At 69.0% G+C, this 14,892-nt stretch carries 13 protein-coding genes and 1 riboswitch; of the genes, 7 read left to right on the top strand and 6 right to left on the bottom strand.

Annotated elements, in window-relative coordinates; all coding sequences use genetic code 11:
• From AX744_RS20695 to AX744_RS11035, 5 genes are all read left to right on the top strand, one after another.
• Positions 1-239 (top strand): hypothetical protein (locus tag AX744_RS20695; protein WP_197429218.1); only part of this gene is annotated, 239 nt, incomplete at its 5' end.
• The gene (locus AX744_RS11050) at positions 229-765 is read left to right on the top strand and encodes a signal peptidase II (protein ID WP_061016874.1); all 537 of its coding nucleotides are present in this window, start codon (positions 229-231) and stop codon (positions 763-765) included. The genes AX744_RS20695 and AX744_RS11050, both read left to right, overlap by 11 nt.
• Positions 762-1,715: a cytochrome c oxidase assembly protein gene (locus tag AX744_RS11045; protein ID WP_061016872.1), complete on the top strand. Its 954-nt coding sequence runs from the start codon at positions 762-764 to the stop codon at positions 1,713-1,715. The genes AX744_RS11050 and AX744_RS11045 overlap by 4 nt, the downstream gene beginning before the upstream one ends.
• A gap of 33 nt (positions 1,716-1,748) precedes the next feature.
• The gene (locus AX744_RS11040; protein ID WP_061016870.1) at positions 1,749-2,474 is read left to right on the top strand and encodes an aminoglycoside 3'-phosphotransferase; all 726 of its coding nucleotides are present in this window, start codon (positions 1,749-1,751) and stop codon (positions 2,472-2,474) included.
• Complete coding sequence (locus tag AX744_RS11035; protein WP_230977790.1) at positions 2,471-2,815, top strand: CHY zinc finger protein; 345 nt, start codon at positions 2,471-2,473, stop codon at positions 2,813-2,815. The genes AX744_RS11040 and AX744_RS11035 overlap by 4 nt, the downstream gene beginning before the upstream one ends.
• Here AX744_RS11035 and AX744_RS11030 read toward each other — a convergent pair.
• The 3 genes from AX744_RS11030 to AX744_RS11020 form a co-directional block, all read right to left on the bottom strand.
• A complete protein-coding gene (locus AX744_RS11030) occupies positions 2,812-3,591 on the bottom strand; it encodes an energy-coupling factor transporter transmembrane component T family protein (RefSeq protein WP_061016868.1) in 780 nt (259 codons plus the stop codon). The genes AX744_RS11035 and AX744_RS11030 overlap by 4 nt on opposite strands.
• Complete coding sequence (locus tag AX744_RS11025; RefSeq protein ID WP_442922832.1) at positions 3,588-5,045, bottom strand: ABC transporter ATP-binding protein; 1,458 nt, start codon at positions 5,043-5,045, stop codon at positions 3,588-3,590. Before AX744_RS11025 ends, AX744_RS11030 begins: the two co-directional genes overlap by 4 nt.
• On the bottom strand, positions 5,042-5,698 hold the full coding sequence (locus AX744_RS11020; protein WP_061016866.1) for an ECF transporter S component: 657 nt from the start codon (positions 5,696-5,698) through the stop codon (positions 5,042-5,044). The genes AX744_RS11025 and AX744_RS11020 overlap by 4 nt, the downstream gene beginning before the upstream one ends.
• Positions 5,691-5,800: riboswitch (TPP riboswitch) on the bottom strand. It overlaps the preceding gene by 8 nt.
• 81 nt (positions 5,801-5,881) lie before the next feature.
• Here AX744_RS11020 and AX744_RS11015 point away from each other — a divergent pair.
• Positions 5,882-7,540, top strand: coding sequence for a D-alanyl-D-alanine carboxypeptidase family protein (locus AX744_RS11015; RefSeq protein WP_061016864.1), 1,659 nt, complete (start codon positions 5,882-5,884; stop codon positions 7,538-7,540).
• Between the two features lie 79 nt (positions 7,541-7,619).
• Here the strand turns inward: AX744_RS11015 and AX744_RS11010 are convergent, their stop codons facing one another.
• The 3 genes from AX744_RS11010 to AX744_RS11000 form a co-directional block, all read right to left on the bottom strand.
• On the bottom strand, positions 7,620-9,881 hold the full coding sequence (locus AX744_RS11010) for an ABC transporter ATP-binding protein (protein WP_058631686.1): 2,262 nt from the start codon (positions 9,879-9,881) through the stop codon (positions 7,620-7,622).
• On the bottom strand, positions 9,878-11,605 hold the full coding sequence (locus AX744_RS11005) for an ABC transporter ATP-binding protein (RefSeq protein ID WP_061016863.1): 1,728 nt from the start codon (positions 11,603-11,605) through the stop codon (positions 9,878-9,880). Before AX744_RS11005 ends, AX744_RS11010 begins: the two co-directional genes overlap by 4 nt.
• Before the next feature lie 253 nt (positions 11,606-11,858).
• The gene (locus tag AX744_RS11000) at positions 11,859-12,920 is read right to left on the bottom strand and encodes an enoyl-CoA hydratase/isomerase family protein (protein ID WP_061016862.1); all 1,062 of its coding nucleotides are present in this window, start codon (positions 12,918-12,920) and stop codon (positions 11,859-11,861) included.
• A 113-nt stretch (positions 12,921-13,033) separates the two neighbouring features.
• On the opposite strand from AX744_RS11000, the gene AX744_RS20690 reads away from it, so the two are divergent.
• A partial coding sequence (locus tag AX744_RS20690) for an ATP-binding cassette domain-containing protein (protein WP_197429217.1) occupies positions 13,034-14,892 on the top strand: 1,859 nt, incomplete at its 3' end.

The following is a 14,892-nucleotide window of genomic DNA, read 5'->3' as shown; positions in this document are numbered from 1 at the left end:
CTCCCACCCCGACCTCCACTCCCACTCCCACTCCCACCACCGGCACCACGCATGAACAGCAGAACGGCGAACAGCCGGTGGAGCGCACCGATCTCGGCTTCCTCGGCGTCGCCTTCCTCTTCGGGATCGGTTTCCTCCTCGCTGCGGGAGCGCTCGGCATTCTCGTCTCAGGGCGCGCGCGGCGTCGGCGCGACCGCGCGGACGCCGCTGCGAGGGAAGAGGGTTCCGATGTCGCGTGAGAACAGTCCCCGGTACGGGATCGCCTTCGTCGTCGCCGGCATCGTCGTGCTCATCGACCAGGCGAGCAAGGCCGCCGCGATCGCAGGACTCAGCCGGACGGAGCGGATACCCCTGCTGGGTGATGCGCTGGGCCTGCAGCTCGCCTTCAACCCCGGCGCGATCCTGTCGCTCGGGTCAGGGGCGACGTGGGTGCTGACCGTGGTGGGCGTGGCTGCGGTGGCGGCTCTGTTCGTCGCCGCGACGCGCGCGCGCACGAGGGGACGGGCGTGGGGGTTGGGCTTCATCTTCGGAGGTGCCATCGGGAATGTGCTCGACCGTCTGCTCGCACCCCCCGGATTCGGTCGCGGTCACGTCACCGACTTCCTCGCCTACGGGAACTGGTTCATCGGGAACCTCGCCGATGTCGCGCTCGCGATCGGGGGTGTCGTCCTCGTCGTCGGGCTCTTGCTCGACCAGCGTGCGGCAGCGCGGACGACGCAGACCATCGACCGGCCGGACGGCTCGCGGGAGGACGCGGCCGGATGAACGACTGGATGCCCGATGCCCCGCCGACCTTCGCAGACTTCCTCACACCGGTCTTGTTCACTCCGGCCGCTGGGCCGTTCCCCCTCCTGCCCCTGGTCGCGGTAGTGCTGGCGGTCGCCTATCTGGCCGGGGCGCTCCGGTTGTGGCGGCAGCACCGTCGGTGGCCCGTCTGGCGAACCGTCGCCTTCCTCCTGGGGTGCATCGCGCTCGCCGCCACCACGGGCCTCGGGGTCGAGGTGTACGGCTATGCCCTGATGTCGGTGTTCATGTTCCAGCAGCTCACGCTCATGATCGCGATCCCTCCGCTGCTGGTCCTCGGCTCACCGGGCACGCTCCTCCTGCGGGTGACACCGCACCGCGGGCTGGGCGCCGTCGTGCTGCGTATCGCGCACGGAGGGCTCCGCAGCGGGATCGCCCGGTGGATCCTGAGCCCGTGGATCGCGCTGCCGATGTACCTGATCGCGTTCTACGGGCTGTACCTGGCCGGTCTCGCCGATCGTGTGCTCGCAGCGCCCGGAGGCCACCTCGCTCTGGAGGTCGGGTTCCTCGTCATCGGGATCCTCTTCACCATCCCGGTACTGAGCTCCGATCCCCTCCCGGTGCGGCTCGGGCACGGCGGTCGCGCCCTGGACGTCTTCGCCGAAGCGGCCCTGCACGCGTTCTTCGGCGTCTTCCTGATGATGGCGACCACCATGCTCGTCGACCACTTCGTCGCACCGACTCTGGCACTCGGGATGAATCCGCTCGAAGACCAGCAGCTGGCCGGCGGGCTGGCATGGTCGTACGGCGAAGCCCCGACCCTGCTGATGCTCGTCTACGTGATGCACCGGTGGTTCCGCGACGACACGGCACGCGCCGCCGCGGCCGATCGCTATGCCGATGCGCACGGCACCGCTGAGCTCGACGCCTACAACGCCTATCTGGAGGGCCTCCGTGACGACCGCCGCTGAGCCGGTGCGGTGCCCGTCGGGCAGGATGGACGGATGAGCATTCCCTCCGCTTCCCTCGACGTGCCGATGAAGGTTCGCGAGCTCGCGCGCGGTGCCGCGCTCGAGCCGGTCTGGCTCAACGGGATCGGCGGGCTGACCTTCCGCACCGACGACGGGCGGTACATCAAGTGGGGCCCACTCGACGACGAGGCGAACATGCGCGACGAAGCCGAGCGCATGAGGTGGGCACGAACGTGGATCCCCGTACCGGAGGTGATCGAGCAAGGCCAGGACGACACGCACGAGTGGCTCGTCACGGTCGCGATCGATGCCCGCAGCGCCGTCGACCCCCGCTGGGCCGACCAGCCGGAGACCGCGGTGCGAGCGGTCGGGGTCGGCCTGCGGATGCTGCACGATGCCCTGCCGGTGGCCGAGTGCCCCTGGGAGTGGAGCACGCAGTGGCGGATCGCCAACGCCGCCGATCGCGGCACGGTCGTGCCAGAGGATCTGCTCCAGGAACCGTCGATCGACCGGTTGGTGGTGTGCCACGGCGATGCCTGCATGCCGAACACGCTTCTCGACGCGGAAGGCCGGCCGGCCGCCTTCGTGGATCTCGCCGCTCTCGGTGTCGCCGACCGCTGGGCCGACATCGCCGTAGCCTCGATGAGCACGATGTGGAACTTCGGCGAAGGCTGGGAGGACACACTGATCGAGGCCTACGGCGTCGACCCCGATCACGAGCGCCTCGAGTACTACCGTCGACTCTTGAACGAGACGTGAGTATCGTGCCCGACGATCGGCCGCGTGTGCTCGGTCCGGTCGTCGACGACATGACCCGGTGCGTGCACTATCGGGGCCCGACCGACATCATCGCGATCCGCTTCGCCTGCTGCGGCGAGTACTACCCGTGCCACCGCTGCCACGAGGAGACCGTGAAGCATGCGGCGCAGCAATGGGCGGCCCATGAGCGCGACAGACGGGCGATCCTCTGCGGTGCGTGCGGGCATGAGCTCACGATCGCCGAGTACTTCGCGGCGACGGCATGTCCACGGTGTTCGGCGCTGTTCAACGAGCGGTGCGCACTGCACCGTGAGCACTACTTCCAGCTCGACCGGAGCTAGCTCCAGACGAAACGGAACGTCCCGACGAGCACGGCGGCGGCGAGCGCAAGTGCCATGATCGCGATTCCGCCGATCACCGCCACCGCATCACGCGGGTGCAACCGGGAGGGACGCGACCAGGTGCGCGGAATGCCGGAGCCGAAGCCCCTGGCCTCCATCGCGAGCGCCAGCTTCGAGCCGCGCCGCACCGCGAACACGAGCAGCACGAACGCCATCGAGAAGAACCGTCGCAGCACACCCCGGTCGCCCACACCGCGCGCGCGACGGGCCAGGCTCATGGTGCGCCAGTCATCGAGGAAGAGCCCCAGCATGCGCGTTCCCGCGAGGATGCCGAGCACGAAGCGGCTCGGGAGCTTGGACACCTGCGCCAACGCGTCGGCGAGCTCGGTCGGGTCGGTGCCGCCGAACAGCAGGATCGTGGGGAGTCCGAGCGCGATCACTCGCAGACTCACCGCGATCGCGAGCGTGATGGAGTCGTCGCTGATCGTCGCGAAGCCGAACGTCCAGTAGATGCGCCCTGCCGGCTCCGCATACAGCAGCATGCTCACACCGGCGATCGGGGCGAAGATCACGATCGGCAGCAGGCGTTTCAGCACCGTCGACAGACGCAGCCCCGTCAACGGCAGGCAGAGCAGCTGCAGGACGATCGCTGCCAGCGCGCTCGTGATGTCGATGGAGGCGAACAGCGGTACGGACAGCAGCAGGGCGAGCAGCAGCTTCGTCACCGGGTTCACGCCGTCGAGCCAGACCGGGCGCACGGTCTCGGTCGCCGTCACGACGACGACCCCAACTCGATGCGATGACCGCCCAGGTGTCGGATCACCGCGTCGTCGTGCGTGACCGCGATGATCGACCGGCCACGCGCGATCTCCTCCTGCAGCAGGGCGACGAGCGAGATCCACCCGCGGCGATCCTGTCCGAACGTCGGCTCGTCGAGCACGATGACCTCCGGCGCCCCGGCCAGCACGGTGGCGACCGACAGCCGCCGCTTCTGCCCTCCGGAGAGCGTGAACGGGTTGGCGAGGGCGAGCGGGGCGAGGCCCAGGCGTTCGAGAAGACCGTCAACGACCGCATCCGTCTTCGCCTGATCCCAGCCGAGCGCCCGTGGCCCGACCTCGAGCTCGTCGCGAAGGGTCTGGGCCAGGAACTGGTGCTCCGGCTCCTGGAACACCATCCCGATGCGGGTGAGCAGCTCGCGCGAGGTCCAGCGGATCGGGCGCGTGCCCTTGCGCCCCGCCAGCTCCGGTGCCGACCGCACCTCTCCCGCCTGCTCCGGGATGAGCCCGGCGAGCGTGAGGGCGAGCGTCGACTTGCCGGCGCCGTTCGGCCCGGTGATCACCGTCGCGTTCCCCCGCGGCACGCGCAGGTCGAGCCCGCGCTGCACCGGCGCTCCGTGCTCCCGTCCGATCGTCAGGGCGGATGCGATGAGCGCGTCCGGTGCCGACACCTGCTCCAGCACGGGCAGGTCGATCCCCCGGTCGGGCACCCACACCCCGGCGTCCGCCAGCACATCGCCGTATGCCGCGAACACCTGGGCCGGTTCCCCGTCGGCGAGCAGTCCGCCGTCGGCCGCGAGCACGATCACCCGCGTCATCAGATCGACCCAGATCGGTGTGCGGTGCTCGACGACGATCAGCGTCGCACCGGTGGAGGCGACGGCATGTTCGACGCTCGCCCGCACCTCGCGCACACCCTCGGGGTCGAGGTTCGCCGTCGGCTCGTCGAGCAGCAGCAGCCCTGGGCGCATCGCGAGCACACCGGCGAGCACCAGTCGCTGCTTCTGTCCGCCCGACAGGGCCTTCGTGGGGCGTTGCAGCGGCACTTCGAGCCCGACGGCATCCAGCGCCTCCGCGACGCGACCGGGGATCTCGGATGCGGGCACACCGAGGTTCTCGCACCCGAACGCCACGTCGTCACCGACCTTCGACAGCACGATCCCCGCATCGGGGTCCTGCAGGACGAGGCCCACCTGACCGTGCCGGGATTCGGGGGCGGCACCGTCGATGTGCAGCGACCCGGTTCGCACCCCTTCGTCGTCGCCGCCGAGGACCCCGGCCAGGCCCGCGAGCAGCGTCGACTTCCCGGCACCGGAGGCGCCAAGCAGCAGCACCCGCTCACCCGGTTCGATCGTGAACGAGACGTCCTCGACGGCGGGGAGCTTCCGACCGGCGTACCGCCAGCCCCAGCCCGCGGCCTGCACGCGGGCCGGGGCGGCGATGGTCACGGTCAGACCTCGCGCACGTGCTCTCGCCCGACGGCGAAGCGGTTCAGTGCACCGGTGACCGCCAACGCGCGCACCAGCAGCCAACCGACGACACCCGCCAGGATCGCCCCGGAGACGACAACGCTGACCAGGTAGATCGTGTTGAACTCGACGGACTTCAGGATGTTGGGCGAGCTGCCGTAGAACAGCTCGAACACCCAGGCAGCCACCGCTGCACCGACACCGGCGAGCGCTGCGACCGCGATTCCGAAGCGCCGGTAGAAGAAGAGGGCGAAGATGATCTCCGCGCCGAGTCCCTGCACGATGCCGGACAGTACGGTCGAGACGCCCCACACGTTGCCGATCAGCATCGACACGATCGCTGCGACGAGCTCGACGACCAGCGCCGCACCGGGCTTGCGGATGACGAGGCCGCCGACGACGCCGCCCAGCAGCCAGATGCCGACGGCGATACCGCCCAGTCCCGGCGTCAGAGCATCGGCCGCACCGAGCCAGGCGTAGCCGATCGTGTTCCATCCCCAGAACACGAGGCCGATCGCGACGCCGAGGACGGCGGCAACGACGATGTCGACGACGCGCCAGCGCCAGATCGATGTGCGGTGCGGATCCTGTGCGGCGGCGGATGCCTGCTGCGTGGATGCGGACGTGGGCGTACTCATCTGAACTCCTCCCTGCGCTGGCATGACCCAGATCAGGTTCGACGGTCGAAGCGCGATTCGCTCCCTCTCAGCCCGGCTCGCCGGACTCCCGTGGTTGTGCTGACGATCCTACCGTCGGCGACACCCCCGTGGCGACAGGGCCCGGCGCCGCGGAACACGCGCGGGATTGGGTACCGTAAACGAGTGACCGCATCAGATCCCGCCGACGAGGCGACGGGCGTCGTCGGCGACGACGGCCCTGCCCCCGCCGACACCGCCGACACCGCGACAGGCGGATCGGTGCTGACGGCCGAGCAGACGTCGCCTGGAGCGGATGCTCCGGGGACGGTCGTAGACCCGGAGCCCGTCGTTCCACCGGAGGCCGTGAGCGCCCCGGAACCGGCCACCCCCGCGCTGACGAAGCCGCCGTTCATCCCTCGCGACCGCACGGTCCCGGATCCTTCCGGCGAACTCACCGCGTCGGAGACAGCCGCGCCCCAGTGGGCCGACGACACCACGACGGCCACCGCTCTCACCTGGGTGGACGCCGCGACCGTCGCCGAGCACACCGCCACGGCCACTCTCGACGACACCTCGGAGGCCGAGCGATCGAGCGGTCTGCTGCGCGGTGCGCGTCTTCGCCCCGCCATCGCCCGCCCGGGTGTCCTGGTCCCGCTGGCCACGCTCGCCGGTCTCGTCGCCGTCTACGCCGGCACCACACTGCTCTGGCCCCTCCACGAGGTGCCGCCGACGGTGCAGTCGGTCGAGTTCGCGACGACTCCCGCCGCTGCCGCCGCCGTGACCTGGCCGACCGAGGGTGCGGGTGCCGTCGGCATCGCGGGCATGACGACGGCGGCTTCGGTGCCCGACGCCGTGAGCATCGCGAGCATCACCAAGGTCGTCAGCAGTCTGATGGTGCTCGACCGCATGCCGCTCGCTGTCGGGGAGCAAGGACCCGAGTTCTCGTTCACCCGCGCCGACAGCGTGAAGTACTGGGACTACCGGCGCAGTGACCAATCCGCCCTCGACGTGCCCATCGGCGGAGTCCTCACGGAGTACCAGCTGTTGCAGGGGACGCTCATGGGTTCCGCGAACAACTACATCGATCGGCTCGCGACCGAGATCTGGGGCTCCGAGCGCGAGTTCGCGAGGGCTGCAGAGGTATGGTTGCGCGAACGTGGCCTGACCGGAATCACCGTGGTGACCCCCTCCGGCTTCGACGAGCGCAACGTGGCCACGCCCGAGGCCCTGGTGGCGCTCGGCGAGCGTGCGATGCAGAACCCGGTCTTCGCCGAGATCGTCGGCACCAAGTCCGTCGACCTCCCGGGTGCGGGCACCGTCGTGAACACGAACGGCATGCTCGACGATCCCGGTGTCGTCGGCATCAAGACCGGCACCCTGGTCGGCTGGAACCTTCTCACCGCGAAGGACCTCGTGATCGGTGACACCACGGTGCACCTGTTCGCCGCGGCGCTGAATCAAGCCGGAGACGACGAGCGACTCGCTCTCACGCGTTCCCTGTTCGCCGAGGCGGAATCCGCACTGGAGGCGCAGGCGCCGGCCGTCGCGAAGGACACCGTGGTCGGCAGCGTCACGACTCCGTGGGGCGAGCAGGTCGACGTCATCACCGAATCCGACGCCGATGTGGTGCTCTGGAACAGCGCGACCGCGACCGCCGCGACCGCCTTCGACCTCGGCGAAGAACGCGAACAGGGTGACACGGTGGGCACGCTGACCACGGCAGGACCGGTCAACACCACGACGACTCCGCTGGTGCTGGCCGCGGATGTCGAGGGGCCGAGTCCCTGGTGGCGTCTGACCCACCCGCTCGAGCTGCTCGGGATCAGAGCCGACCAGCCCTGACGCACTCCCCGGCGATCGCCTACGACGACGCCCCACCCCGCGTGAGCGGCGGTGGGGCGTCGTGCGTTGATGCCGTAGGTCAGGAGCGGTGATCGGAGCCGTCAGCGCCGTCTTCCAGCAGGGCCTGCGCCGCGGCCGTCTCGACTGCCGGCACCTGTGCGCCGACGGACGCGCCGGCCACAGCGGCTGCAGCCTCCGCGCCCGCAGCATCGGTGTCGCCCGCTTCGCCGGTGACGACGACCGGCGTCGTTCCCGTGAGAGCGTCTTCGGCGTCGATGTCGGTCGCGGCCTGCTCGAACTGCGACTGGTACAGACGCCAATAGGCGCCCTGCGCGGCGATGAGCTCGTCGTGCGTACCCTTCTCCACGATGTCGCCGTGCTCCATCACCAGGATGAGGTCGGCATCGCGGATGGTCGACAGCCGGTGCGCGATCACGAACGACGTGCGCCCCTCTCGGAGCGCGGCCATCGCGTGCTGCAGCAGCAGTTCGGTGCGGGTGTCGACCGCCGACGTGGCCTCATCGAGGATGAGGATCGACGGCTGTGCGACGAACGCCCGCGCGATGGTGATGAGCTGACGCTCACCGGCCGACACGTTCGCTGCATCCTCGTCGAGCACCGTGTCGTATCCCTCGGGGAGGGCGTGCACGAAGCGGTCGACGTAGGTGGCCCTGGCTGCGGCGAGGACCTCTTCATCGGTCGCGGTCGAGCGACCGTAGCGGATGTTCTCGCGGATGCTGCCGGCGAACAGCCACGGGTCCTGGAGCACCATGCCGGTGCGCGAACGCAGCTCGTCGCGGGTCACCTCGGCGATGTCCTGCCCGTCGAGCATGATCCGTCCACCGCTGAGCTCGTAGAAGCGCATGATCAGGTTGACCAGCGTCGTCTTGCCCGCACCGGTCGGACCGACGATCGCGACGGTCTGACCCGGCTCCACCCGGAACGACAGATCACGGATGAGCGGACGATCCGGCGTGTACGAGAACGCGACGTTCTCGAACTCGATGACGCCCTTGCCCTCCACGAGCTCGGGAGCATCGGCGTCGTCGGCCTCCTGCTCCTCGGCGTCGAGCAGTTCGAACACACGCTCGGCGGAGGCGGTGCCGGACTGCACGACAGCGGCCATTCCGCCCAGCTCGGACAGCGGCTGCGTGAACTGCTGCGAGTACTGGATGAACGCCTGCACGTCGCCGAGGCGGAGCTGACCGTTGGCGACCATCAGACCACCGAGCACCGCGATGCCCACGTAGCTGAGGTTCCCGACGAACATCATCGCCGGCATGATGATGCCGGAGAGGAACTGCGCCTTGAAGCTCGCCTGGAACAGCTCTTCGTTCTCGTCCTGGAACTTGTCCAGTGCGTCCTTCTCGCGACCGAAGACCTTCACCAGGGCGTGGCCAGAGAACGCCTCCTCGACACGGGCGTTGAGCCGCCCGACCTTGCGCCACTGCGTGCCGAAGGCCTTCTGCGACCGCGGTCCGATGATGCCGAAGATCACGCCCATGAGAGGCAGCGTGATGAGGGCCACGAGGGCGAGCTGCCATGAGATCGAGAACATCATCACGAGCACGCCGATCACGGTGAGCACCGAGGTGAGTGCGCCCGAGAGCGACTGCTGCATCGTCTGCGTGATGTTGTCGATGTCGTTCGTGACGCGCGAGATCAGCTCGCCGCGCTGCACCTTGTCGAAGTACGCCAGGGGCAGGCGGTTGATCTTCGCCTCGACCGATTCGCGCAGTCGCCACATGGTGCGCACCATGATCACGTTGATGACGTAACCCTGGATCCAGGTGAGGAAGGCGGCGGCCACGTAGATGCCGAGCACGGCGGCGATGACGAGCCGCAGCGCGTCGAAGTCGATGCCCTGGCCGACCGTGAAGTCTCCCAGCGCGCCGACCTGGTTCGCGAAGTCGTCCTGTCCGCCTGCCCGCAGCGCGTCGACCACCACGTCCTGCGACGTGCCGGCGGGGAAGCCGGGGAAGCCGTCGGTGGGCTGACCGAGCTGGATGGAGATGAAGCCCTTGTAGACGAGGTTGGTCGCCTCGGCGAGCACCTTGGGCGCTGCGACCGTCAGGACCACGCCGATCGCGCCGAGGATCGACACGAAGACGAACCAGATGGCCGAGGGCTTCAGCAGCCCGATCATGCGCGCGAAGCTGGGGCCGAAGTTGTCGGCCTTGCCCGGTGCGACGCTGTCCCAGTCGCCGGAGTTCTGACGCGCCTGCTCGGCGAGCTCGGCCTCGTACTTCTCCTCGGCGGTCAGCTCGACCTCGGCGACGGACGAAGCTGCCTTGCCGCGGCCCCGCTTGGCCTTGCGCTGGTCGTCGTTCTGCGCGCTCATGCGTCCACCCCCAGCTGCGATTCGACGATCTCTCGGTAGGTATCGCTCGTCTCGAGCAGCTCCTCATGCGTGCCGACGCCCACCATGGTGCCGCCGTCGAGCACGACGATGCGGTCGGCATCCGTGATGGTGGAGATGCGCTGGGCGACCACGATCTTCGTGACGTGCGGGAGTTCCCGCCACAGCGCTTGGCGGAGCCGCGCGTCTGTCGTCAGGTCGAGAGCGGAGAACGAGTCGTCGAAGACGAGGATCTTCGGCTGGTGCACGATCGCGCGGGCGATCGCGAGCCGCTGACGCTGACCGCCGGAGACGTTCGTGCCGCCCTGGGCGATGCGGGAATCGAGACCGTCCGGCATCTCCTCCACGAAGTCACGACCCTGTGCGATGTCGAGCGCGTGCCACAGCTCTTCGTCGGTGGCCTCCTCACGGCCGTAGCGCAGGTTCGACGCGACGGTGCCGGTGAAGAGGAACGGACGCTGCGGCACCAGGCCGATGCTGTCCCAGAGCGACTCGACGTCGGCCTCGCGCACGTCGGTGCCTCCGACGTGCACGGATCCGCCCGAGACGTCGAAGAGCCGAGGGATGAGGGAGATCAGCGTCGTCTTGCCCGAACCGGTGGAGCCGACGATCGCGACGGTCTCGCCCGGCTGGGCGGCGAAGCTGATGCCCGTGAGCACCGGCGAGTCCGCCCCGGGGTAGGTGAACTCGACATCGTCGAGCGCCACGGATCCGGGAACCGGGAACTCCGTGACGCCGTTCTCCGGACGCACGAGGGTGGACTCGGAGTTGAGCACTTCGCCGATGCGCTCGGCCGAGACTGCGGCGCGCGGGATCATCATCGCCATGAAGCTCGCCATGATGACGCCGCCCATGATCTGACCGATGTACTGCATGAAGGCGAACAGCGTGCCGACCTGCACCGTGCCGTTGTTCACCTCGATGCCGCCGAACCAGATGACCGAGACGACCGTGACGTTGAGGATGAGCATGAACAGCGGGAACAGCAGCACGAAGAGCGAGCCGACCTTGCGGCCCACGACCATGATGTCGGTGTTCGCCCCGCGGAAGCGCTCCTCCTCGATGCGCTCGCGCACGAAGGCACGCACCACGCGGACGCCCGTGAGCTGCTCGCGCATGATGCGGTTGACGTTGTCGAGCTTGCCCTGATAGCTGCGGAACAGCGGCACCATGCGGCCGATGACGAGGGCAGCCAGGATGAGCAGCAGCGGCACCGAGACGGCGATCAGCCAGCTGAGTCCGACGTTGGTCTGGACCGCGAAGAAGATGCCGCCGATCGCGAGCAGCGGCGCCGTGACGAGCATGGTCGCGCCCATCATGGCCAGCATCTGCACCTGCTGCACATCGTTCGTGTTGCGGGTGATGAGCGAACCGGCACCGAACTGCGACACCTCACGCTCGGAGAAGCCGCTGACCTTGCCGAAGACGTCGGCGCGGATGTCGCGCCCGGCACCCATCGCTGCACGCGCGGCGAAGTAGGTCGCGGTGACCGAGGCGATGATCTGCCCCAGCGAGACCGCGAGCATGAACAGACCGGTGCTCCAGATGTACCCGGTGTCGCCCCGGGCGACGCCCTTGTCGATGATGTCGGCGTTCAGGCGCGGGAGGTAGAGGGTGGCTGCCACGCTCGCGAGCTGGAACACCAGCACGGCGAGCAACAGCCATCGGTATCGGGAGAGATAACGGAGGAGGATTTTTCCCAGCACAGGCGGACTTTCTAGGAAGGATGAAACGGCGGATTTCTCGGCAGACGGATGCCGACCGACAATCGGCCACAAGACAGAGTGCCACGATCCGCGGACATTCGTATCCCCCTCATGGTGGACCTTCGCTCACAGCGAACCGCTTCCCGCCCCGATCTGCGGTTTCTGCACGCGGGCGAACAAGTGCGGCTGATTGCAGCGCACTGCGGAACCGCGACCCGCCCTGACCCCGAGTGCCCGCCCTGACCCCGAGGGCTCAGAACAACGTGGGCTGCGGGACGTAGTCGCGCGCGGGGGCGCCGGCGTCGGGCGCGAGCTCGGCGAGCGTGGGCGGGTTCCACTTCGGATCGCGGTCCTTGTCGACGATCTGCGCTCTGATGCCCTCGACGAGGTCGGGATGCTCGTTCACGAACCACATCACGCGACGGTACTCGCCCTCCAGCGCCGCGCGGAGCCCCGGCAGGTCGCGCGCCTCGCGGACGGCGTCGAGCGTCACGGTGAGCCCGGTGGGCGCGAGGTCTTCGAGCAGGTCAGCGGTCGCCGCCGCCTCCGTCGTCCCCTGAGCCTTCAATCGTTCGACGATCTCGCTCACGGTGGGGGCGGAAAAGGCCTCATCGATCCACGCGCGCGCGTCCGGGAGCTGCGAGGGCTCCGGGGTCTCGTCGAACAGCAGCACGATCTCACTGGGACCGGTCGGGTCGGCACGGAAGGCGAGGGCCTCGCGCAATGCGTCCAGACGGTCGGATGGCACGAAGTGATCCGCGAAGCCGAGGTAGACGGCATCAGCGCCGCTCATGGTGGATCCGGTGAGACCGAAGTACTCGCCCAGGCGCCCAGGAGCGCGGCCGAGCAGCCAGGTTCCCCCGACGTCGGGAGTGAATCCGATACGGGTCTCCGGCATAGCGAGCTTGGAGCGTTCCGTGACGATGCGGATCGCGGCGTGGCCGGCCAGCCCGATGCCACCACCCATCGTGATGCCGTCGGCCAATGCCACCACGGGCTTGGGATACTCGGCGATCATGGCGTTCAAGGCGTACTCCGCACGGAAGAACTCCGCCGTCTGGTCAGCCTGACCCGCGACGATCTGCCCGTGCAGAGCGCGCACGTCGCCTCCCGCGCACATGCCGCGCTCGCCTGCCCCGTCGAGCAGCACGATCTGCACGTCGGTGTCGTCACGCCAGGCGTTCAGGACCGCGGTGAGGCTCTCGATCATGTCGACGTCGAGCGCGTTGATCGCCTCCGGACGGTTGAGGGTGAGTCGTCCGAGCGCGCCTTCGGTGCGGACGAGGATGCGGTCTGCAGCGTGGGATTCGGTCACGCTCGCCAGGCTACCCCTTCCGGGGAAGGCGGTATTCCGCGCGAAATGCGGGATCCGACAGGCTTTTCCGGCAGGATAGGGAGGAACTGTTCAAATGCGACGAGAGGTCACGGATGCCTGAAGGACAGGTGCTCGAGTTCACGCACGTGACGAAGCGCTTCAATGAGGTGACCGCCGTCTCGGACTTCTCCGCGCGCGTGGAGCCCGGTGCCGTGACCGCCTTCCTCGGCCCGAACGGTGCCGGCAAGACCACCACGCTGCGGATCCTCCTCGGCCAGGTGCGCGCCACCTCGGGCACGGCGACCATCGGCGGCACGGCGTACGCCGAACTGCGGCAGCCGTTGCGCACCATCGGATCCGTGCTCGAGGAGACGGTCTACCGCCCTCGACGCACCGCCGAGCGTCAGCTGACCATCGCCGCCAAGGCGAACGGCATCCCCCTGGCCCGCGTCGGCGAAGTGCTCTCCCTGGTCGGCCTCGAGGGTGAAGGCAGCTCCCGCATCGGGGGCTTCTCCCTCGGCATGCGTCAGCGGCTCAGCGTCGCCCACGCCCTGCTGGGCGATCCCGGCGCGCTCGTGTTCGACGAACCGGCCAACGGACTCGACCCCGAGGGAATCCGCTGGATGCGACTCCTGATGCGTCGCCTCGCGGACGAAGGGCGCACGGTCCTCGTGTCGTCGCACGTCCTCAGCGAAGTCGAGCAGGTCGCCGACAACGTACTCGTGCTCTCGAAGGGCACACTCGTGCTCTCCAGCGGGATCGAGACTCTCGCCGACCCCAAGGGCGGATCCGTCATCGTGGACGCCGCGGACCGCAGCGCGCTGACGACCGCGCTGCAGGAGGCCGGCTTCGACATCGAGGTGCTGCGTTCGGGCCTCACGGTGCGCGGCGGAGACGCCGGCACGGTGGGAGCGGTCGCCGCCGACGCGGGCATCGCCCTGAGCACCCTCGTCCAGCGAGGGCCGACACTCGAAGACGTCTTCATCGACCTGATGCGAGGTGGCCGGTTCGCCCCGAGCATCTCGGCGACGCCACCGCAGCTCGCTGCGACGGCCCCCGAAGACACCGCAGCGGAGGTCACCGCGGCGGAGGACATCGCTTCCGAAGACACCGCTTCCGAAGACACCGCAGCGGAGGTCACCGGGGCGGAGACCTCCGTGGCCGGGCCGGCTCCGGCCGACTCCGTGGTCGCGATCCCGGTGGCAGCCGCTGCCGCCTGGGCGGCTGAGGCCGCAGCCGCCCCTGCGGGCGAGGCCCCTGTAGACGACCTCGCCGCATCCGTGGACACGGGCGACCGCTCCGAGCACACGTCGGACGAATCGGACGCGCCTTCGTCCGACGCCTCGGCTTCGACGGACGAAGCTCCTGCCGCCGAACACGACGCGGAGCATGCGCAGGCCGAGCAGGCACCCTCCGAGGAGTCTCCGGAACGATCGTTCGATGAGATCCTGTTCGGCTCCGCCGCACCGGCCGAGGCAGCAGGCGATCAGGCAGCGGATCCGGCGAACGGAAACGAGCACCACAGCGGTGTCGAGGTCTTCGCCGATCTTCACGACGCACCCGAATCGACGCACACCGACGAGTCCGACGACCAGCTCGGCGCAGGCCCCACGGACGACGACGCTCTCGTGTCCACCTCTGACGAATCCGAATCCGAATCCGAATCCGAATCCGACTCCGACTCCGACTCCGACTCCTCCGACGATGTCGCTGCTGTCACCGCCGACGACGAGGATCCGCGCTCCGCGGCGGTGAGCTCCATGCTCGCGGCGGCTGCGCGCGCCTACTACGAGGACGAACCCAGGGATTACCCGCTGAGCGCCGAGAACCAGACGGCCGAGGAGCAGCACGGCGAGGGCGGCGTCTCCGACGAGGGCGGCGTCTCCGACGAGGGCGCGCACTGGACCGTCGCATCCACCGGTGTCATCGACACGGTGCCGCTGGCCGCATCGACGGATTCCGGAGAGGCGGG

The sequence above is a fragment of the Microbacterium sp. CCH5-D1 genome, from assembly GCF_001557335.1.
GTDB lineage: Bacteria > Actinomycetota > Actinomycetes > Actinomycetales > Microbacteriaceae > Microbacterium > Microbacterium oxydans.
This window is presented reverse-complemented; position numbering and strand designations above follow the sequence as displayed.